The organism is Pseudomonas sp. FP2309 (assembly GCF_030687575.1).
In the GTDB taxonomy this organism is placed as follows: Bacteria; Pseudomonadota; Gammaproteobacteria; order Pseudomonadales; family Pseudomonadaceae; genus Aquipseudomonas.
Genome location: NZ_CP117439.1, coordinates 4,296,496 through 4,318,050, shown reverse-complemented (window position 1 = coordinate 4,318,050; position 21,555 = coordinate 4,296,496). Strand labels below are relative to the sequence as shown.

General features: G+C 61.5%; 14 protein-coding genes. 10 read left to right on the top strand and 4 right to left on the bottom strand.

Annotation, left to right across the window (positions count from 1 at the left end):
* Positions 1–62: 62 nt before the first annotated feature.
* Positions 63–1,313 carry a ribonucleotide-diphosphate reductase subunit beta gene (locus PSH59_RS19790; protein ID WP_170056891.1) on the bottom strand — a complete coding sequence of 417 codons (1,251 nt, stop codon included), beginning with the start codon at positions 1,311–1,313 and terminating at the stop codon, positions 63–65.
* Positions 1,314–1,749: 436 nt separating this feature from the next.
* On the bottom strand, positions 1,750–2,673 hold the full coding sequence (locus tag PSH59_RS19785) for a LysR family transcriptional regulator (protein WP_248083357.1): 924 nt from the start codon (positions 2,671–2,673) through the stop codon (positions 1,750–1,752).
* Between the two features lie 94 nt (positions 2,674–2,767).
* Here PSH59_RS19785 and PSH59_RS19780 point away from each other — a divergent pair, with 94 nt between their 5' ends.
* Both PSH59_RS19780 and PSH59_RS19775 read left to right on the top strand, forming a co-directional pair.
* The gene (locus tag PSH59_RS19780; RefSeq protein ID WP_305393498.1) at positions 2,768–4,729 is read left to right on the top strand and encodes an aconitase family protein; all 1,962 of its coding nucleotides are present in this window, start codon (positions 2,768–2,770) and stop codon (positions 4,727–4,729) included.
* A 202-nt stretch (positions 4,730–4,931) separates the two neighbouring features.
* Positions 4,932–6,290, top strand: coding sequence for an MFS transporter (locus tag PSH59_RS19775; protein ID WP_305393497.1), 1,359 nt, complete (start codon positions 4,932–4,934; stop codon positions 6,288–6,290).
* 75 nt (positions 6,291–6,365) lie between these two features.
* On the opposite strand, the gene PSH59_RS19770 is transcribed toward PSH59_RS19775, so the two are convergent.
* Positions 6,366–6,635, bottom strand: coding sequence for a DUF2790 domain-containing protein (locus tag PSH59_RS19770; RefSeq protein WP_305393496.1), 270 nt, complete (start codon positions 6,633–6,635; stop codon positions 6,366–6,368).
* Positions 6,636–7,047: 412 nt separating this feature from the next.
* Here PSH59_RS19770 and acs point away from each other — a divergent pair, with 412 nt between their 5' ends.
* The 7 genes from acs (at position 7,048) to PSH59_RS19735 (ending at position 14,954) form a co-directional block, all read left to right on the top strand.
* On the top strand, positions 7,048–9,003 hold the full coding sequence (gene acs / locus PSH59_RS19765) for an acetate--CoA ligase (protein WP_248083361.1): 1,956 nt from the start codon (positions 7,048–7,050) through the stop codon (positions 9,001–9,003).
* A gap of 615 nt (positions 9,004–9,618) precedes the next feature.
* Positions 9,619–10,413 carry an ABC transporter substrate-binding protein gene (locus PSH59_RS19760; protein WP_248083362.1) on the top strand — a complete coding sequence of 265 codons (795 nt, stop codon included), beginning with the start codon at positions 9,619–9,621 and terminating at the stop codon, positions 10,411–10,413.
* Positions 10,414–10,505: 92 nt separating this feature from the next.
* Complete coding sequence (locus PSH59_RS19755) at positions 10,506–11,195, top strand: ABC transporter permease (protein ID WP_010208305.1); 690 nt, start codon at positions 10,506–10,508, stop codon at positions 11,193–11,195.
* Positions 11,192–11,890 (top strand): ABC transporter permease, encoded by a 699-nt coding sequence (locus tag PSH59_RS19750; RefSeq protein ID WP_248083363.1) that lies wholly within the window; start codon positions 11,192–11,194, stop codon positions 11,888–11,890. Before PSH59_RS19755 ends, PSH59_RS19750 begins: the two co-directional genes overlap by 4 nt.
* Position 11,891: 1 nt before the next feature.
* Positions 11,892–13,004: a succinylglutamate desuccinylase/aspartoacylase family protein gene (locus tag PSH59_RS19745; RefSeq protein WP_305393495.1), complete on the top strand. Its 1,113-nt coding sequence runs from the start codon at positions 11,892–11,894 to the stop codon at positions 13,002–13,004.
* Positions 13,005–13,031: 27 nt separating this feature from the next.
* Complete coding sequence (locus tag PSH59_RS19740) at positions 13,032–13,796, top strand: ABC transporter ATP-binding protein (protein WP_003175659.1); 765 nt, start codon at positions 13,032–13,034, stop codon at positions 13,794–13,796.
* Positions 13,797–13,973: 177 nt separating this feature from the next.
* Positions 13,974–14,954, top strand: a complete 981-nt coding sequence (locus tag PSH59_RS19735) for a GlxA family transcriptional regulator (protein WP_248083365.1) — start codon at positions 13,974–13,976, stop codon at positions 14,952–14,954.
* A gap of 8 nt (positions 14,955–14,962) precedes the next feature.
* Here the strand turns inward: PSH59_RS19735 and PSH59_RS19730 are convergent, their stop codons facing one another.
* On the bottom strand, positions 14,963–20,002 hold the full coding sequence (locus tag PSH59_RS19730) for a dermonecrotic toxin domain-containing protein (protein ID WP_305393494.1): 5,040 nt from the start codon (positions 20,000–20,002) through the stop codon (positions 14,963–14,965).
* Between the two features lie 300 nt (positions 20,003–20,302).
* Between PSH59_RS19730 and PSH59_RS19725 the strand changes: the two genes are divergently transcribed.
* Positions 20,303–21,523, top strand: a complete 1,221-nt coding sequence (locus PSH59_RS19725; RefSeq protein WP_248083367.1) for an aspartate aminotransferase family protein — start codon at positions 20,303–20,305, stop codon at positions 21,521–21,523.
* The last annotated feature ends 32 nt before the right edge of the window (positions 21,524–21,555 follow it).

The window sequence follows — 21,555 nt, the reverse complement described above, 5'->3', positions numbered from 1 at the left end:
GATTTTACAAAAAAAGCCCTGAAATATGTCAGGGCTTTTTGTTTGTGGTGCAGAGACTTAAATCAATCCCAGCTCAACGCCCCACCCGTCTGATACTCAATCACCCGAGTCTCAAAGAAATTCTTCTCTTTCTTCAAATCCATAATCTCGCTCATCCACGGGAACGGGTTAGTCGTCCCTGGGTACTCTTCCTTCAACCCGATCTGCGACAACCGACGATTCGCGATGAACTTCAGATAATCCTCCATCATCGCCGCATTCATGCCGAGTACACCGCGAGGCATGGTATCGCGCGCGTATTCAATCTCCAGCTGCGTGCCCTGCAGAATCATCTGGGTCGCTTCTTCTTTCATCTCGGCATCCCACAAGTGCGGGTTTTCGATTTTGATCTGGTTGATTACATCGATACCGAAGTTCAGGTGCATCGACTCATCGCGCAGGATGTATTGGAACTGTTCGGCCACGCCGGTCATTTTGTTGCGGCGGCCCATGGAGAGGATCTGGGTAAAGCCGCAATAGAAGAAGATGCCTTCCAGTACGCAGTAGTAGGCGACCAGGTTGCGCAGCAACTCTTTGTCGGTGTCGACGGTGCCGGTTTCGAACTTCGGATCGGAGATCGAGCGGGTGTATTTGAGGCCCCAGGCGGCCTTTTTAGCCACCGATGGGATCTCGTGGTACATGTTGAAGATCTCGCCTTCATCCATGGCCAGCGATTCGATGCAGTACTGGTAGGCGTGGGTGTGGATCGCTTCTTCGAAGGCCTGGCGCAGGATGTACTGGCGGCACTCCGGGTTGGTGATCAGGCGGTACACGGCCAGCACGAGGTTGTTGGCGACCAGGGAATCGGCGGTGGAGAAGAAGCCCAGGTTGCGCATGACGATGCGGCGTTCGTCGTCGGTCAGGCCTTCGGGGTTTTTCCACAGGGCGATGTCGGCGGTCATGTTGACCTCTTGCGGCATCCAGTGGTTGGCGCAGCCGTCGAGGTACTTCTGCCAGGCCCAGTCGTACTTGAAGGGCACGAGCTGGTTGAGGTCGGCGCGGCAGTTGATCATGCGCTTTTCGTCGACGGCGACACGGGCGGAGGCGCCTTCGAGTTCGGCGAGGCCTTCGGCAACGTCGAGTTTGTCCAGGGCGGCCTTGGCGCGCACGATGGCGGCCGAGTCGTTGGCGGTGACGGCGCGGGCTTCAATGGCGGCAGCGGCGCCGGCACCGTCGAGGCGGTCCATGTTGGCTTCGGTGGCGTGGCCGGCGTTGGCGCCTTTAGCGGCTACTTCGCCTTCTTCTTCTTTGTCGAATTCGTCCCAGCTCAGCATGACGTGTCGTCTCCTGCGTGAGGGCTCAAGGTGCCCGTGTGAAACCGGATGGTTGGGTGTTCACACGGCCCAGGGCCGCGGTGGATCTTAAGGAATCGTTTGTTGCAGCAGCTAGCGCAGGCATTAAACGCAATGGGGTTACGGGTACTCTGCGTGAGGCTTGAGGTGCGGAGCGGTGCGTGTTTGCTCCAGCGGAGGCCTCAGGTCTGGCTCTTCGTCCCTGTGTAAAGGGATATTGCAGGCCCGATTTACCCGCGCATTATAGGGAAAAAATCGCCGCTGTGTTGCGGCGGATGGTCTCGGCGCGCACACAAAATCACGGCTTTTTGAGCCGCAACGAGGGTTTACAGGGGTTGGCGGGCAGGAATTTTTTGACGGACGGTGGCCGAATGTCAGCAGGCCTTTGCCCGGCCCCGGTGCCTGCGCTGCCAATCGATCAATCGGCGTGCCCCTGGCCGGGTAACTGAGCGCGCAGAAACTGCAGCAGGCTTCGGCACGCCGCCGACTGGTAGGGCGTCGGCCGGCTGATGAGGTGAAAACGCCGGGACGCCCAGTTGTCACTCAGGCGGATGCTGACCAGACCGGGCCCATCGGCGTGGCTGACCGCTTTTCTCGGGATGACGGCGATGCCCAGGTTGGCCTGGACCATCCGGCACACCGCGTCGAAGCTTTTAACATGCACCTCGTAGTTGATCGCCTGGCTGCCGTTGCGGGCGGCCTGCTCCAGCGTGCGATACAGCGGGCTGTCCTTGTGCAGCGCGATATGGCTGAACGACAGGCTGTCGCAAAAGGCGATAACGCGGTGCCGCGACAGTGGGTGGCCCATCGGCACCACCAGCACCAATTCATCCGCGTGGTAATCATGCACTTCCAGGCCTTGCGCTGCGGCGTCGAGCAGGCCGGTGCCGATGCCCACGTCATTTCGATTGCCGAGCACCGACGCCACGGCTTCTTCGCTGGTTTGTTCCTCAAGCTCTATTTCGATAGCCGGGTGCGCCGTGCGGAAGGCGCGAAGGTCATGGGGCAGGAACTGGATGATGCTGGAGCGATTCGCGCCGATCCTTATATGTCCGCGTTGTCCCTGGGCGAAGTCGGACAGTTGCGCGCTCATCTGCAACAAATCATCGACCACCCGTGTGGCGTGCTTCAGCAGGCACTGGCCGGCGGGCGTGGCGGTGATGCCTTTTTTATGGCGATAGAACAACGCAGTGCCCACGGCGTCTTCGAGTTCGGCAATGCGTTTGCTCACCGCCGAGGCCACCATGTTTTCCTTGTCGGCGGCGCGGGCGATGCTGCCCAGTTCGCAGGCAGCAATGAAGAGCTTCAGGGACGTGGGGTCAAATCGCCAGATTGATTGCATGGAGCACCGCTATTTGGTGATGGGTGTGCTGAGCAATGATCACTACCGGTAAACAGGTCGCTGGTTAGTATCGCTCTCAGACAGGAGAGGGCCTATGAATAAAACACCCCTGCGCTTTGAAGGACGCGTCCTATTTTTATCCCGCCACAGCGAAGCTGTTCGTGCCCAGTTACAGGGGCGCGACATCACGCTGGCCGATGCGCTGCCGCTGCGTGATGATATTTCCACCGACGAAATCACGCCCGTGGTGGTCATGATGACCTACGACGCGCGGCTGGGTGAGTTCCCCTATGTGGGGTTCAAGGCCGAAGGCGTCTGCCCGATCGGCAACTTCGCGGTTCAGGCGGGCGGGTTCACGGTCACGGTGGCGGGCAAGCGCTATGGCAAGGGTTCTTCGCGCGAGTCCAGCCCGCTGGCGGAAAAGTCCGCCGGTATCCGGTTGATCATTGCCGAGAGTTTCGAGCGCATCTATCGCCAGAACTGCGACAACATCGGGATTTATACCTCGACTGACTTCGGCTTGATCGAGCGTATCCGCGCCGGTGAAGCCATCGATATAGACGAGTTCCTCATCGGGCGCGATGCGGTGACGCAGGCGGTGATCCGCGCAGGCGGTCTGTTGCCGTTCAGCAAGACCCGGTTGCCCCCGCGTGATGCCAAAGTGTTCAACCGCCTCCCGAGCGGCCGGCCCCTGACGCTGATCGAAAAGATCATCGAGCGCCGGCGTCTGGAGCCTGATAACGCGGTGGTCAAAGGTGATGGCGTGTTTCTCTCGGCGGACTGGCGGTTCAGCCACGATTACTTCACCGGGATGTGTGCGCACCTGATGCACGACGCCTTTGGTGACGACGTGGCGCTGGTGCGTCCCGATGAAATTATTGCCTTTCAAGACCACCTTATCCTGGCCAGCCAGAGTGCGGCCCATGTGCGTGACAACCTGCTCGCTGCGGTAGGTGGGTTGGCCAGCGCCCATGACGCCTTTGTGCGGCGCTACCCGGTGATCGAGCACGGTGCATTGCGTGACGGCCCTGGCTCGGAGGGCATCTGCCACGCGTTGATGACCGAGCAGTACGCGCTGCCCGGCCAAGTCGTCGTGGGCACCGACTCGCATTCCCCGCACTCCGGTGCGCTGGGCTGCCTGGCCTTTGGGGCCGGCGCCACGGACATCGCCAACAGCTGGGCCACCGGTTACATCCGCTGTCGGATGCCCGAGGTTATCCGTGTCGAGCTCAATGGCCGACTTGCGCCTGGGGTAACCGCCAAGGACGTGGTGCTCGAGTTGCTGGGCTCGACGTTCATCCGTCAGGGCCATGGGATTGGCGCAGTGTTCGAATACACCGGCGAAGCGGTGCGCGCCATGTCCATTGATGAGCGAGCCACCTTGACCAATATGGTGGCGGAGCTGGGCGGGTTCACTGGCATCGTGGAGCCCGACCAGAAAACCGTCGATTTCATTCTTGAACGCCGCGGCGTGGCCATTGAGCTGGAGCCGTGGTTATTCAGTGATGCGCAGGCCGAATACAAAGTGCGGCTGGGCATCGACTGCTCGCGCCTGACGCCGATGGTCGCTGCGCCCGGCGATCCGGGAAACGCCGTAGCCCTTGCCACGCTCGAGAGGCCTGTATTCGTCGACATTGCCTACGGCGGCTCCTGTACCGCGGGCAAGCGCGAGGACTTTGACTATTACCACGAGGTCCTGGCCTGGGGCCTGGCACATGGATTGTCGCTGCATGAGCGCACCCGGCTCTTCCTGCAATATGGCACGTTGGCGGTGCGCGACTACTGCGTCGAGCAGGGCTACGTGACCACCTTCGAGCGCCTGGGCGTCCAGATGATCATGCCCGGCTGCGGCGCTTGCGCGAACTGCGGTCCGGGGTCTTCCACGCGTGCAGACCAGGTGACCGTGAGCGCGATCAACCGCAATTTTCCTGGTCGTTCCGGGCCAGGCCAGGTGTGGCTTGCCAACCCCTACACCGTGGCGGCCAGTGCCTTCCTTGGGCGTCTCGGCAGTTTTGACGAATTACGCCGGCTAGCGTGCACAGAGGAGGTGCGTTGAGATGGATTTTTCGACGGCCGATCTCTGTGACCGGCACGAAGCCATGCTTTGCAATGGCGGTGTGGCCGAGCCGCTTCGCGTTGCGGCCCTTATCGTGTGGGTGAGCTGAGCTGTCCGTGACCGGCTTGCTGACGTTCCAGCCGGCTGCCGTGCGTGGCCGGAAATTAACACTCTCCAACAACAATAATGACGGAGACATACCATGACGACTGCAACGCCAAGCACTGCCCTGAACCCTGCCGGGATCGATGAACTGTTGCTCTACCGACGCATCGCCTGGCGGATTTTGCCGCTGACAATTGTGTGTTTTCTGTTTTCCTATTTTGACCGGATCAATATCAGCTTCGCCAAGACCCAGATGCAGGCGGACCTGGGCCTGTCGGATGCGGCGTACGGGTTCGCCGCGAGCATTTTTTTCTTTGGGTATGTGCTGTTCGAAGTGCCGAGCAGTTACGGGCTCAAGCGCTATGGGGCGCCCAGCTGGATCTGTCGCATCATGGTGTCGTGGGGCTTGGCGACGGCGGCGCTGGTGTTTGCCTACAACGAATACACCTTGTACTTCCTGCGCTTTCTGATCGGCGTGATGGAGGCCGGGTTTGGTCCGGCGCTGTTGTTCTATCTGGCCTGCTGGTTTCCGAAAAAGAACCTGGCAAGCATGAATGGCATCTGGTTTCTGTCGATCCCACTGGCCGGTGTGCTGGGTGCGCCGGTGTCGGGCATCATCCTCGAGTACATGAACGGTTTTCTCGGGCTGGCGGGCTGGCATTGGTTGTTCATCCTGTCCGGGCTGCCGTGCAGTGTCCTCGGGGTGGTGGTGCTGTTCCGGCTCGACCGGGATATTCAGTCGGCGCGGTGGCTGAGTCAGGATGAAAAGGACTTGCTCCAGCGCAACCTGGATAACGATAAGAAGCAGTTCAGGCCGATCCAGGCGTCGTTGCTCAAGGTGATCTTTACGCGGCAGGTGGCCGTGCTGTCAGTGATCTATTTCATGATCAAGCTCACCGGGTACGGGCTCAATTTCTGGATGCCTCACCTGATCAGCGCCTCGGGCATAAAAAGCCAGGTAACGGTGGGGTTCCTGACCGCGCTGCCTTATCTGGTCGCGGCCATCGGCATGATCATCGTCACGCGGCGTTCCGACGCCACCGGTGAGCGGCGCAAGTACCTGTGGCTGTGCATGTCTGTGGGTGGCGTGGGCTATTTCGCCGCGTGCTACTTCAACGAGCACTACGTGCTGCTGACCTCGTTCCTGGTGCTGGCCACGGCCGGTGTGTTCATTGCCATCCCGATTTTCTGGACGATTCCCCAGCAGGCATTCACCGGCATTGCTATCGCCGGGGGGATTGCCGCCGTGAACACGGTGGGGCAGCTCAGTGGGATGGTGGCGCCGTTGCTGGTGGGCTACATCAACGATGTAAGCGGCAATACGTACCTGGGCATGTTGGCGTTGGCGCCGTTCTGCCTGTTATGCGCAGGTCTGGTGTACTGGGGGTTGCCGGATGATCGAACCACCGGCAAGCCTGCTCGGCATTTTATGAAAGCCGCGAGGCAGGGCCGATAACAGAGACTGGGACTTTGCCGCAAGAACGATTTCTTGCGGCGAACAACTTCAGGGGCAACTTGCACGGGGACGTTATTACCCGTTAGAACAACCATTGCCCATGACGTGATAATTAAGAATGTGGCGTTGGCCCTGGGAATCTTCATATTCCATCTTCACCGGTACAACTTCGCATACTTCGGGTACGGTGCTCATGGACAGTACTTTGGCGACGTCCAAGTGAGTGCTATAGGTGTAGTCCTCCACAATCGGTGCGTTCTGGCCGGCCAGCTCGGTCGGGGCTTCGTCGGCCAGGGCGGCGGTGGCGCACAAGCTGCTGAGGGCCATAACTACGAGAGCTTTCATTTCTTTACTTACCTTCTTCAGGGCGAAAGGGGGCACGGGGCCCTTATGAGGCCGCGTGTGTAACTTAAAAGTTGGGAAGTTTGGATTAACGGTGCCTTCGTGGGGGCTGTTACGTTGTTAATCACTGCCGTGTAAATCACGGTGCCTTGGTGGGCGGAGTTGATTCTAGGCCCGGGGGTTATATTCATATACCCGTGCTTTTGATAAACACTATTGGCGGTTTTTGTAACAATCCCGTGTCAGAGGTTTTTTTGCAGGCGGGCAAAGCCGCGCAGGGCGCGGGCCAGAGGGGCGGGCGGGATAGCAGGGCAATTTGTAGGGTCTTGTTACTACCATCGTCGAATGGTTCTATAGGCCCACCCCGGCTACAACTGGGCCATACAACAACAACTATGTCACCGAGGTAAGAAAGATGAGTGCGGCTTCCCTGTACCCCGTTCGCCCCGAAGTAGCAGCCAACACGCTGACCGATGAGGCGACCTACAAGGCCATGTACCAGCAGTCGGTGGTCAACCCCGATGGTTTCTGGCGTGAGCAAGCCAAGCGCCTTGACTGGGTCAAGCCTTTCACCGCGGTCAAGCAGACCTCTTTCGATGACCACCATGTCGACATCAAATGGTTCGCTGATGGCACCCTGAACGTTTCCTATAACTGCCTGGACCGTCACCTCGCCGAGCGCGGCGATCAGGCGGCGATCATCTGGGAGGGCGATGACCCTGCCGAGAGCCGCACCATCACCTACCGCGAGCTGCATGAAGAAGTCTGCAAGTTCGCCAACGCCCTGCGCGGCCAGGACGTGCACCGCGGCGACGTGGTGACGATCTACATGCCGATGATCCCCGAAGCCGTGGTCGCCATGCTGGCCTGTACCCGCATCGGTGCGATCCACTCCGTGGTGTTCGGTGGTTTCTCGCCGGAGGCCCTGGCCGGTCGCATCATTGACTGTAAGTCGAAGGTGGTGATTACCGCTGACGAAGGTATCCGTGCCGGTAAGAAAATTCCGCTCAAGGCCAACGTCGACGACGCCCTGACCAACCCGGAAACCAGCAGCATCCAGAAAGTCATCGTGTGCAAGCGCACCAATGGCACGATCAAGTGGAACCAGCACCGCGACATCTGGTACGAAGACCTGATGAAAGTAGCGGGCACCGTATGTGCGCCCAAAGAAATGGGCGCCGAAGAGGCCCTGTTCATCCTCTACACCTCCGGTTCCACCGGCAAGCCTAAAGGCGTGCAGCACACCACCGGTGGTTACCTGCTGTACGCGGCGCTGACCCACGAGCGCGTGTTCGACTACCGTCCGGGCGAAATCTACTGGTGCACCGCCGACGTCGGCTGGGTCACCGGCCACACCTACATCGTCTACGGCCCGCTGGCCAATGGCGCGACCACGCTGCTGTTCGAAGGCGTGCCGAACTACCCGGACATTACCCGGGTGGGCAAGATCGTCGACAAGCACAAGGTCAACATCCTCTACACCGCGCCGACCGCGATCCGCGCCATGATGGCGTCGGGCACCGCCGCCTGCGAAGGCGTGGACGGCAGCAGCCTGCGCCTGCTCGGTTCGGTGGGTGAGCCGATCAACCCTGAAGCGTGGGACTGGTACTACAAGAACGTCGGCCAATCCCGTTGCCCGATCGTCGACACCTGGTGGCAGACCGAAACCGGCGCCACCCTGATGAGCCCGCTGCCAGGCGCTCATGCGCTCAAGCCGGGTTCGGCGGCGCGGCCGTTCTTTGGTGTGGTGCCGGCATTGGTGGACAACCTGGGCAACATCATCGAAGGCGCCGCCGAAGGCAACCTGGTGATCCTCGATTCGTGGCCAGGCCAGGCCCGTACGCTGTACGGCGACCATGATCGTTTTGTGGACACCTATTTCAAGACTTTCCGTGGCATGTACTTCACCGGTGACGGCGCCCGTCGCGATGAAGACGGCTACTGGTGGATCACCGGGCGTGTGGATGACGTATTGAACGTGTCCGGCCACCGCATGGGCACCGCCGAGATCGAAAGCGCCATGGTGGCCCACCCTAAAGTCGCCGAAGCGGCGGTGGTGGGTGTGCCGCACGACATCAAGGGGCAGGGCATCTACGTGTATGTCACCCTCAAAAATGGCGAAGAACCCAACGAAGCGCTGCGCCTGGAGCTGAAAAACTGGGTGCGCAAAGAGATCGGTCCAATCGCTTCGCCGGACGTGATCCAGTGGGCACCGGGCTTGCCGAAAACCCGTTCGGGCAAAATCATGCGTCGCATCCTGCGCAAGATCGCCACGGCGGAATACGACGGGCTGGGCGATATCTCCACCCTGGCCGACCCGGGCGTGGTAGCGCATTTGATTGAAACCCACAAGACCATGAACGCCGCCTAAGGCGAAGCGGGTCAGACGAAGCCCCATCCGGTGTGAGCCGGGTGGGGCTTTTTCATGCGCTCAAAACCCCTGGGGAGTTCCTGTGACAGGGCTCTACAGCCGGTCAGCGCCAAGGGGTAAGTGCCACCTGCATTTGCTTCTCCCGGTAGGCCAATAAATATCGGTTTATCACGTAGGAGGTTTCTGATTGTTACCGAGCGGCGCAAATGTGTAACCCTCTGCCCAAACATGAGGCAAAGCGCTACGTCCGTGCCCCGAAAAACCGCGTTTTAGACACCCTCGCCAATTAGATTAAACGCCACACTTGCCGTGCTAGAAGGGTTTGCGAATAATAGGCCCGCAATTTGCAGCATCTACAGGTTTAATGTCTTTTGCCTCTGCATAAAACTCGGAGGCTGTCAATGAGCTGGAACTGCTTTCTCGGTGCTTCTGTAAATTGTTGTCGCATTGAGGAAATATCGGCTTCCGGCCTGTCGTTAGAATGCCGATCACTCGCTCGTCGTCGCAGACCGTTGAATCTGCGCAGGACGCAGCGCCGCTATTCGGTTTCACCTTCGCCGCATCGTGGGCCATGGCTCATACTGCTGTTTTGCCCTATACCGATGGAGTCCCAAGATGAAGAAACTCGTGCTGTTGGGCGCCCTGGCGCTGTCCGTGCTGTCCATGCAGGCCTTCGCTGAAGGCAAGCCCCTGAAAATTGGTATCGAAGCGGCTTACCCTCCATTTGCCTCCAAGGCGCCGGATGGCAGCATCGTCGGTTTTGACTACGACATCGGCAACGCCCTGTGCGAAGAGATGAAGGTCAAATGTACGTGGGTCGAGCAAGAGTTCGACGGCCTGATCCCTGCGCTCAAAGTGCGCAAGATCGACGCAATCCTGTCGTCCATGTCCATCACCGAAGACCGCAAGAAATCCGTGGACTTCACCAACCGCTACTACCTGACCCCCGCGCGTCTGGTGTTGAAGGAAGGCACAGCGGTCAGTGACAGCCTGAGCGAACTCAAAGGCAAGAAGATCGGCGTACAGCGCGGTTCGATCCACGACCGTTTCGCCAAGGAAGTCCTCGCGCCTAAAGGCGTCACCGTGGTGCCTTACAGCTCGCAGAATGAAATCTACCTGGACGTGGAAGCCGGTCGCCTCGATGGCACCGTGGCCGATGCCACCCTGCTGCAGGAAGGTTTCCTCGACACCCCGGCCGGTAAAGGCTACGCGTTCACCGGCCCGGCGTTCACCGACGTCAAATACTTCGGCGACGGCGTAGGCATCGCGGTACGTAAAGGCGACAAGGAAAACCTGGACCGCATCAACGCAGCGATCGCGGCGATCCGTGCCAACGGCAAGTACAAGGAAATCGAGAAAAAGTACTTCAATTTCGATATTTACGGCGCTGATACACCCGCCGCCTTGTAAGTACTCGCAGCTGTCAGTCCACAATGGCGCAAGCAACAGAACACTCTGAAGTTTGCGCCATTTTTTCATCCCCCTTTTCGAGGACCTGAATCATGTTGAAAGGCTACGGGGCCGTCATCCTCGATGGCGCATGGTTGACGCTTCAGCTCGCCTTGTCGTCCATGGCCCTGGCCATTGTTCTGGGTCTGATCGGGGTCGCGTTACGCCTGTCGCCGGTGCGCTGGCTGGCCTGGCTGGGTGACTTGTACTCCACGGTGATCCGCGGGATCCCCGACCTGGTGCTGATCCTGCTGATTTTCTACGGCGGTCAGGACCTGCTTAACCGCGTCGCGCCGATGCTCGGCTATGACGACTATATTGACTTGAACCCCCTGGCAGCCGGTATCGGCACCCTGGGTTTCATCTTTGGCGCCTACCTGTCGGAAACCTTCCGCGGCGCCTTCATGGCCATCCCCAAGGGCCAGGCCGAAGCCGGCCTTGCGTATGGCATGAGCAGCTTCCAGGTGTTTTTCCGGGTGATGGTGCCGCAGATGATCCGGCTGGCGATCCCTGGGTTCACCAACAACTGGCTGGTCCTCACCAAGGCCACCGCGTTGATTTCGGTGGTGGGCCTGCAAGACATGATGTTCAAGGCCAAGCAGGCGGCAGACGCCACCCGCGAGCCTTTTACCTTCTTCCTCGCAGTGGCGGCGATGTACCTGGTGATCACCAGCGTGTCGTTGCTGGCCCTGCGTCATCTTGAGAAGCGCTACTCGGTAGGCGTAAGGGCGGCTGATCTATGATCTTCGACTACAACGTCATTTGGGAGGCCATGCCGCTGTACCTTGGCGGCTTGCTGACCACCCTGAAACTGCTCGCCATCTCGCTGTTCTTCGGCCTGCTCGCCGCGCTGCCCCTGGGCTTGATGCGCGTGTCCAAGCAGCCGCTCGTCAACGGCGCGGCGTGGCTCTACACCTACGTGATCCGTGGCACGCCGATGCTGGTGCAGCTGTTCCTGATCTACTACGGCTTGGCGCAGTTCGAGGCGGTGCGCGAGAGTTTCATGTGGCCGCTGCTGTCCAGTGCCACCTTCTGTGCGTGCCTGGCCTTTGCCATCAACACCAGCGCCTACACCGCCGAGATCATTGCCGGCAGCCTTAAGGCCACGCCCAATGGCGAGATCGAAGCGGCCAAGGCCATGGGCATGTCGCGCTATAAACTGTATCGCCGCATCCTGCTGCCGTCGGCCTTGCGTCGTGCGCTGCCGCAGTACAGCAACGAAGTGATCATGATGCTGCAGACCACCAGCCTGGCGTCCATCGTCACCCTGATCGACATCACCGGTGCCGCGCGCACGGTCAATGCCCAGTTCTACCTGCCGTTCGAAGCCTATATCACCGCCGGCGTGTTCTACCTGTGCCTGACCTTCATCCTGGTGCGCCTGTTCAAGTTGGCCGAGCGCCGCTGGCTGAGCTACCTGGCTCCACGGAAGCATTGATATGGAACGTATCGATCATCTGCTGCCCTGGGGGCACTTGGGCTGCGAGCGTCAACTGAGCGTATTCCGCTTTGGCAGTGGCGAGCGCAAGGCCTACATCCAGGCCAGCCTGCACGCCGATGAACTGCCCGGCATGCGCGCCGCCTGGGAGCTGAAAAAACGCCTGACCGAACTGGAACAGCAAGGCGCCCTCAATGGGGTGATCGAGCTGGTGCCGGTGGCCAACCCGATGGGCCTGGGCCAGTTGCTGCAAGGCAGCCACCAGGGGCGTTTCGAGGTGGGCAGCGGCAAGAATTTCAACCGCGATTTCGTCGAGTTGAGCGAGCCGGTCGCGGCGCTGCTGCAAGGCAAGCTGGGCGATGATGCGCACGCCAACGTGGGCATGATCCGCCAGGCCATGAACGATGCGCTCACTGGGTTGCCCGCACCGAGCAGCCAGCTGCAAGGCATGCAACGCATCCTGCTGAGCCACGCCTGCACGGCGGATATTGTCCTCGACCTGCACTGCGACGCCGAAGCCGCGCTGCATATGTACGCGCTGCCCCAGCACTGGCCGCAGTGGCGTTCGCTGTCGGCCCATTTGAATGTGAAGGTCGGCCTGCTGGCGGAAGATTCCGGCGGCAGCTCGTTCGACGAAGCCTGCTCGCTGCCCTGGCTGCGCCTGTCACGGCTGTTTCCCGAGGCACAGATTCCATTGGCGTGCCTGGCCACGACCCTCGAACTGGGCGGCCAGGCCGACACCGGCCGCGATGAGGCGATTTTCCATGCCGAAGGCATCCTTGCGTTCCTCGCCGAGCAGGGCCTGATCAAGGGCCAATGGCCGGCGCCGCAGTTTGAAGCGTGCGAAGGCATGCCGTTCGAAGGCACCGAGTTGTTGTTCGCACCCCACGCCGGGGTGATCAGTTACCTGCGTAAAGCCGGCGAGTGGGTTGAGAAGGGCGACGCGATTTTTGAAGTGATTGACCCCCTGGACGACCGCGTGAGCATCCTCTGCGCGGGCACCTCGGGGGTGTTGTTTGCCGTTGAACGGCTGCGTTATGCCCAAGCGGGTTTCTGGCTGGCCAAGGTGGCGGGGCGCGATGCGCTGCGACACGGGCGCTTGCTCAACGACTGACCACCTGTTTTTGTGAGAACCGACCGCATGTACAAGCTTGAAGTCCAAGACCTGCATAAACGCTATGGCAGTCATGAAGTGCTCAAAGGCGTGTCCCTGGCCGCCGCGGCCGGTGATGTGATCAGCATCATCGGTTCCAGCGGTTCGGGCAAAAGTACCTTTTTGCGCTGCATCAACCTGCTGGAGCAACCCCACGCCGGCAAGATCCTGCTCAATAACGAAGAGCTCAAGCTGGTGGCCAACAAGGACGGCGCGCTGAAGGCCGCCGACCCCAAACAGCTGCAACGCATGCGTTCGCGCCTGTCCATGGTGTTCCAGCATTTCAACCTGTGGTCGCACATGACCGCGCTTGAAAACGTGATGGAAGCCCCGGTGCACGTGTTGGGCGTGTCGAAAAAAGAAGCCCGTGAAAAGGCCGAACACTACCTGGCCAAAGTCGGCGTGGGCCATCGTAAGGATGCGTTCCCCGGCCACATGTCCGGCGGCGAGCAGCAGCGCGTGGCGATCGCCCGTGCCCTGGCCATGGAACCGGAGGTGATGCTGTTCGACGAACCGACCTCGGCGCTGGACCCGGAGCTGGTGGGCGAAGTGCTCAAGGTGATGCAGGACCTGGCCCAGGAAGGCCGCACCATGGTGGTGGTGACCCACGAAATGGGCTTTGCCCGTGAAGTCTCCAACCAACTGGTGTTCTTGCACAAAGGCATCGTTGAAGAGCGTGGCAACCCGCGTGAAGTGCTGGTGAACCCTCAGTCCGAAAGGTTGCAGCAGTTTTTGTCCGGCAGCTTGAAATAAGCCTGTGCGGGCTTTTTTTGCGAGCGGGCTTGCCCCGCGCCGGGCAGCGAGGCGGCCCCCGACCAGAAAAAGCCGGCACCCCAGTCAGATATCCAGATGTTTTGAGATTTGTGTTGGTTTACGGGCTAGCATTAGCCCCTGTCTTCATTACCGTTCTTCGCTTCGGATAGCTCCCACATGACCGCCCACAAAATTGGTTTCCTGATTTGGCCCAGCACAAAAGCACTCACGCTTGCGCTGGCTGAGGAGGCTTTGCGCGTTGCTCAGCGGGTGCATCCGGACGTGGTGTATGAACTGTCGTTTCTGCTCGCTGAACCTGCCACCGACGGCGCGTGGCAATTGCCGGGTGAACCCTGGGCCGGCAAGCTCGACGGCTTGCAGAAGCTGTTCCTGCTGGCCGACGAACCGCCGACGGTGATCGGCTCGCAACTGAGCACTGCGCTCAAGCAATTGGTGCGCGCCGGTTGTGTGATCGGAGGCCTGTCGGCGGGCGTGTACCCGCTGGCGCAACTCGGTCTGCTCGATGGTTACCGCGCCGCGGTGCACTGGCGCTGGCAGGACGATTTTGCCGAGCGTTTCCCCAAGGTCATCGCCACCAGCCACTTGTTCGACTGGGATCGGGACCGCCTGACCGCCTGCGGCGGCATGTCGGTACTTGACCTGCTGCTGGCGGTGCTCGCCCGCGACCATGGCGCTGAACTGGCCGGTGCGGTATCCGAAGAACTGGTGGTGGAACGCATCCGTGAAGGCGGCGAGCGCCAGCGCATCCCGCTGCAAAACCGCCTGGGCTCCAGCCATCCAAAGCTGACCCAGGCGGTGCTGTTGATGGAGGCCAACATCGAAGAGCCGCTGACCACCGACGAAATTGCCCAGCATGTCTGCGTATCGCGACGACAGTTGGAACGGATCTTCAAGCAATACCTCAACCGCGTGCCCAGCCAGTACTACCTGGAATTGCGTCTGAACAAGGCCCGCCAGATGCTTATGCAAACCAGCAAGTCGATCATCCAGATCGGCCTGTCCTGCGGCTTCTCCTCGGGGCCGCACTTCTCCAGCGCCTACCGCAATTTCTTCGGCGCCACCCCGCGTGAAGACCGCAACCAGCGGCGCAGCAGCAGCCCCTTCGAATTGTCATCGGTGCCGTCCGAACGCGGCTGAACGGCCCGTCATGGCTCCATCTCGTCTTCGGAGACATCCACCGGGGGCGGCCCTGGGTTCATCTGCGCGTCCAACGACACCTCGACCACGCCGAAGTCCACCGCCGTGCGCCGGTAGTACGGGCGCAGCATGGCGATGGTCGCGGGCGTGAGCGGGTTGCCGTTGAGGTCAAAACCGTCGGCCAGGTCCGGTGGCACCTCAAGAATATCGCTGGGCAGCTCGGTGATCAGGTTATCGCTCAGGTTCAGTTGAGCGAGCGAGCGCCGACTGAAAGTGCCGTGCGGCACCTCGGTCAGGCCGCTATTTTCCAGCATCAAGGCGCTCAGGTGCGGCATCTGGCTGACGTCGGGCGTGATGCCCAGCGGGTTGTCACTCAAATCCAGGTATTGAAGGGTGTCCAGGCCGCTGAGGGCGTCGGCGCTGGTCGGCGTCAGGCGCACGTGGCTGCGTGACAGGATCAGGCTCTTGAGCTTGGTCAGGCTGAACACCCCCAATGGAATGTCCTGCAAGGCGTAGCGGTGAATCATCAGGGTTTCGAGTTGAGGGAAACGCTCGAGCAACCCGACCGGCAGTGTCGTGGTTTCCTCGCCCCGCAGCTCAAGTCTGGACACATGGTTGAAGTCGACATTGAGCACCGGCAGATCCCCCAGGATCGGATCGCTGCAAATCAGTTCATGGGCATCGCGTAGCGGTTCTTGGTCCTCATCCAGCGCAGTTTCCCGTCGCCAGCATTCCTCAAGCAACGTTTTCAAGGCCCGGCGAGTGACCTGTTGCTGCGCACGCGCTTGCTGCTCCAACGGCGCGTTGGTGATCGGATGGTGCTCGGGTGCATTTACCGCCCAGTGTTCAAGGTCGGTTTGCAGGCGCTCGTAGTCGGCTTTGAGTTGGATGAGGGTGGGCATAACGTCGTCCAGGCCGCCGGGCAGCTTGAAAATAAACCGGCTGGCCTGCTTGTCGGTGAAGGTGGGATAGAGCTCATGCACGCGACGCCGCTCTTCGATACCGGCATCTGCGCCCAGGTGTTCGCCGGTGTCCTGGCAGTGGACCTTGACGCGTTCCAGCGCGGCGCGCGACAGCGGGTTGCCGGACAGGTCGTAGGCTTCGGCGCGATCGGCGGGCAGGCTGAACAGAGCCTCGGGCAGCGTCTGGATCTGGTTGTCACTGAGGTCGGCGAGGGTCAGGTGCGAGCGCTCGAGCAGGCCGTCGGGAAATTGCGAAATCTCGGTCTGGCTCAGGTTCAGCGTGCGCAGGTCGGCCATGTTCTCAAGGTTGGGCGCCAGGGTCAGCGGGTTGGCATAGAGGTCGAGTTTTTTCAGCTGATTCAGGCCGGCAAGGTGTTCACGGGTCTGGGCCGTCAGCTTGATGGCGCAGTTGCGCAGCGTCAGTTCATTCAAGCGGGCCATCGAGGTGACCTCGGTGGGCAGTGCGCGCAGGGCGATATCGCTGACGGTCAGGCTGCGCAGTCTGGGGAATTGCGCGAGGAAGGCCTGGGTGCCTCGGGTCGAGACGTAGCTGTTCAGGTCCAGACGGGAGATGTGTTCGAAGTTGGCCCGCAGTGTCGGCAGGTCGCCGTAAATCGGGCGGTTCAGGCGCAAGCGATAGCCGTTGTCGTGCGGGTTGGCGAAGTAATTGTCTTCTTCGGTTTCATGGCGCCAGGCGCGAATAAGCTCCTGTTTCCAGCGCAGGCGATTGTGCCGCTGTGCCTCGATCACCGAGGGGTTGAGCGCCAGGGTCGTGTCCAGGTAGGTGTGCGGGGTGTCGTGATGCCAGGCGTTCAGGTCGGCCTCTAATTGCAGGAACTCGTTTTTCAGCGTCTGCAGGGTTTGCAGCGGCGAGCCCGGATGGCTACGCAGGGCGTTCAGGGCCTCCGTCACTTCATCCGAGGTCAGGCTGGGGTAAAGCTCGTGCAGTCGCGCCTCGAGCGACAGCTGCCCGCTGGGGCCAGGCGTCGCCTCATAACCCTCCATGCCACCTGGCAAGCGCAACAGCGTCGGGTCATAGGCCGGTTTGCGTAACGGCGCCTCGGCCAGCAGCTCGCCCAGGGTGTCCCGTGGCAGGGGATGGGCGCGCAAGGTCTGGCGCAGTAACGGTCCCTGCCCGATATGAATGCCCAGTGCGTCGCGTTGCGCGTCGGGCAGGGCCTGGAGCACGGCGGTGTAGAAGTCGGTTGCTGCGAACAGCGTGCCCTTGTGATCTTCCGGCACGTACGCGCCGTCGACGGTGCGCACCAATGTGCGTTGAATCGGCGCTTGAAGGGCGCCGATGGCGTCGCGCACGTGGCCGGTGCGCGTGTAGTCGGTGACCACCAGGCGCACCTGCGGCGACCAGCCGGGCAGGTTTTCCAGGGAGTGCAGGGCGAGGCGGTGGGTGTCGCTGCTGTCCACCGAATCGAGATACAACCCCTCGTATGCGCGGCTGATGCGCACGTGATGCGCCGCCCAGCGCGCACGTTCGAGCACGGCCGGCGGCATTTTGCCCTGGTCGATCTCCAGCAGCGCCTCGCCGCTGGCCTCGCGCAAGACTTCTTCGGCCGCGCTGGTGGGCAGGCCGGGGGTGGTGTCGATGATTTTTTGCAGGCGCGGATTGTCGGTGTGCTCCAGGGCGCGGTAGCGCGAATCGAACAGGGCGAAGCGTTTTTCCTCGGCTTTGCCGGCCAGGCGTTTGCGCAGCTTGGCCGTGCGCACATGGGGCTGTGTGACGGGCGTGCCGAAGGGTTCTTCGAGCAGGGTTTTGCGTTCGGGTTCGTCGAGGGTTTCCAGCAGGGTTTTCAGCAAGTCGCCATTTTTCAGCTGCGCTTGGTGCACCTGCACCACGGCCGCGTTTGCCCGGCCAGGCAGTTCCCACAGGGTCTGGCCCTCGGCGTCCAGCACGCGCAGGGTCTTGGCGTCGGGCCAGAGTGTGGTGTTGCTGAGCAGCCAGAGTTGGGTCTGGGCGTCGGCTTTGCCAAAGACCTGCGGGTCGTCACTGTTCATCTGGTCGATGAAGTCTTGCAACTGTTGATCGAGCTTGACGCGCTTGAGGGTGTCGCTCAGCAGTGGCGGCGGCGCCTGGCGCTGCAGGTACATGCTGCGCAATGCCGCGTCGTCGGTGCCGCTGATGCGGCGGGCCTGCTCAAGACGCGCAGGGCTGAGGCCATCGGCGAGCGGGCCGAGGCGGCGCAGCAGGGTGGTGCTGTCCCAGCTCAACGGCTGCTCGACTTCGCTCACCCAGGCGCCTTTGCCATTACCCATCAGCCGTGGCCGGTAGGCATGCGGGCGCGTGGGGTGTTGCAGGAAGGCATTGCCGGCATCCTTCTCGACGGCGAAATGTCTGCCGTCGAGGGGCAGGATCTGTTTGCCCTGGTGGGGGTGCAGCCCTTCGCGGTTGGCGCGAGAGGTGTCGGGCAGCTCGACGGTGTGGGCGTAGGGTTGCAGGTCGGGCTTCCACAGGCGGGTCTTGCCATCGCTGGCGGTTACCGGAGTCAACTTGTCGAAAAATGCCCACAGTTGGGGGGGCAGTGCCTGGCGCAGCAGCTGTTCGGCAATCGGTGCGCCGACCGCGAACAGGCCCAGTTGAACCATCTGTTCAAGTATCGACATCAGGTGCGCAAACGCTTGGTGTCTGAGCCCTTCAGCCCAATCGACAATGCCCTCAAAGGCGTCGTCAAGCAGTTGGTAAGCGGTATAGCCGAGCATCAGCAGGCCCAGCGGCGGAATGAACGGGGTGGCGATAAAAGCCGCGACTTCCAGGATGGCCTTGGCGACTTTTTGCAGAATGTTCCAGCGCTGCCAGCGTGCCTGGCTGTCGGCATCTGCGGTGGAGACGGCGATCACCCGCGCGTCATTGAGCAGCGTGTTGAGCTTGGTTTCATACAGGTGCTCGTACAGGTCGCCGCTGATTTTGCTCGCGAAAAACTGCAGGTTGGGTTCAGCCACCGGTCGCTCTCGCCACGCCGGGCGCGGGTCGCCGGCGACCGGTTTGTTCCAGGCCACCTGTGACAGTCGGTTGTTGAGGTCGGCAAAGAAGTAGCCGCGGTGCTCATGTCTGACGAAGCGGCTGAAGAACGCCTGGTAGTCGGCGCTGCGCAGTTTGGCGGTGAGGTCGAGCATGAACGCGGTGCCGCTGGGGTAATACGCGAGCGGCGCCTGCGGGTCGCCGGGGATGTACGCGACGACGGGCACGGCATCGTGGTGCCGCTCCAGGTCGGCGGCGAACAGCACGATACCGGCCAGTGGTGCTCCCATCAGGCTCAAGTCGTGGCTGAGCAGCGGTTGGCCCTGCAACAGCATGCCGTCGAGGCCTTGCAGTTGGCCTTGGAGTGTATGGAATGCAGAGTCGCTCACCTGCTTTTTCAGGCGCGCCAGGTGCAGGCTGGCGTGGGCCTCGGCTTTGAGGCTGTGGATGACGTCGCGGCGCAGGGTGGCCTGGGCGGCAGCGTCGTTGAAGCCGAAAAAGTCTTTGAGGTAGCGCTGGTAATGCGCGCCGATGTCCAGTTCGCGGCACAGGCGCACGAACTGTTCGATGCTCAGCACACGGCGAAGGGCCGGCAACAAGGTGAACTGCCCGCTCGCGGAGGGTTGGGTGATGAAGGTCGACTCGGGCGCGTAGGCGTTCGGTGCGCTTTCGGCCTCATCGAAGTTGTGCAGCACCGCGTCCAGCAGCGACACGGTCCACACGCTTGCGCCACCGGTGGGCAGCGGCAGCAGTGGCGTGGTCAGGCGCGTGTACAGGCGCAGGTAGGTGGTGTGGACGTCGGCGTCGATGCCAAAGCGCTGTTGGAGCGCTTGCTGCAGCCGGGGCGCGGCAAATTGCTGTGGGGTTTGCAGTGTGTCCAATGCCCTGTCGACGCGGTTGTGCGCGGTCCAACTTGCCGCTATCGCCAGCCGCAGCGGCATCTGCCGTTGGCGGCTGGCACGGGTATGCCAATCGGCAAACAGCGGGGGCGTGTCGCGCAGGGCCTGGCGCCTGGCTGCGCTTGCGTTGCCCAGCCAGTCGGGCAGTGCGCCGTGCACGCCGACAGGCGCGGCGGCGGTGGCATGGATAAGACGTTGAATAACGGGGGGCGCCATGGGGCTGATCCTTCGGTGAGTGGAGTCACGCAGATCAAAACAAGCCGCAGGGCGCCTCGGGGCGCAGATAGTTAGTGCCTGGGGACTAAATCAACCGCGTGTGCCTCTGCCTCTCTGGCCGCACTGCGTTTAAACTGCGCCATTGCGACGCTATATGTCGCATTGGCGTAAACCCGCCAAAAACGCGGGTTTGCGCTATAAGAAGTTGTCGCTTGGCGGCAAGGCCGCGCTGAAAACTGTCCTTACAATCCCTGCATCGCCCGCCAGTTCCAGGCGGGCGTTCCTCTTCAGGAGACTCCGATGTCCGTTGAGCAAGCCCCGGTGCAACGTGCCGATTTCGACCAGGTCATGGTGCCCAATTACGCCCCTGCCGCCTTCATCCCCGTGCGTGGCGCAGGTTCGCGCGTATGGGACCAGGCCGGTCGCGAGCTGATCGACTTTGCCGGCGGCATCGCGGTCAACGTATTGGGCCATGCCCACCCGGCGCTGGTCGGTGCGTTGACCGAACAGGCCAACAAGCTGTGGCACGTCTCCAATGTGTTCACCAATGAGCCGGCCCTGCGCCTGGCCCATAAGCTGATCGACGCCACGTTTGCCGAGCGAGTGTTCTTCTGCAACTCCGGCGCCGAAGCCAACGAGGCCGCGTTCAAGCTGGCCCGTCGCGTGGCGTTCGACCGTTTCGGCAGCGAGAAGTACGAGATCATCGCCGCCCTGAACAGCTTCCACGGCCGCACCCTGTTCACCGTCAACGTCGGTGGCCAGTCCAAGTACTCCGACGGCTTCGGGCCTAAAATCACCGGCATCACCCACGTCCCTTATAACGACCTGGCGGCGCTCAAGGCGGCGGTGTCGGACAAGACCTGCGCGGTGGTGCTGGAACCGGTCCAGGGCGAAGGCGGCGTATTGCCGGCCGAACTGGCCTACCTGCAAGGTGCCCGCGAGCTGTGCGACGCCCACGACGCACTGCTGGTGTTCGACGAAGTGCAAACCGGCATGGGCCGCAGCGGCCACCTGTTCGCCTACCAGCATTACGGCGTGACGCCGGACATCCTCACCAGCGCCAAGAGCCTGGGCGGCGGCTTCCCGATTGCAGCGATGCTGACCACCGAAGCACTGGCCAAGCACTTGGTGGTCGGCACCCACGGCACCACCTACGGCGGCAACCCGCTGGCGTGCGCGGTGGCTGAAGCGGTGATCGACGTGATCAACACCCCGGAGGTGCTGGCCGGTGTGAAAGCCAGGCACGAGCTGTTCAAGGCACGCTTGCAGCAGATCGGCACACAGTACGGCATCTTCACCGAAGTGCGCGGCATGGGCCTGCTGATCGGTTGCGTGCTGAGCGACGCCTTCAAAGGCAAGGCCAAGGACGTGTTCAACGCGGCCGAAAAAGAAAACCTGATGATCCTGCAAGCCGGCCCCGACGTGGTGCGTTTTGCCCCGAGCCTGGTGGTGGACGAGGCGGACATCAACGAAGGTCTGGATCGTTTCGAGCGTGCGGTAAAAACGCTGACGCAAGGCTGATGGACTGCGCGATGCTCACGTGATTGGGCATC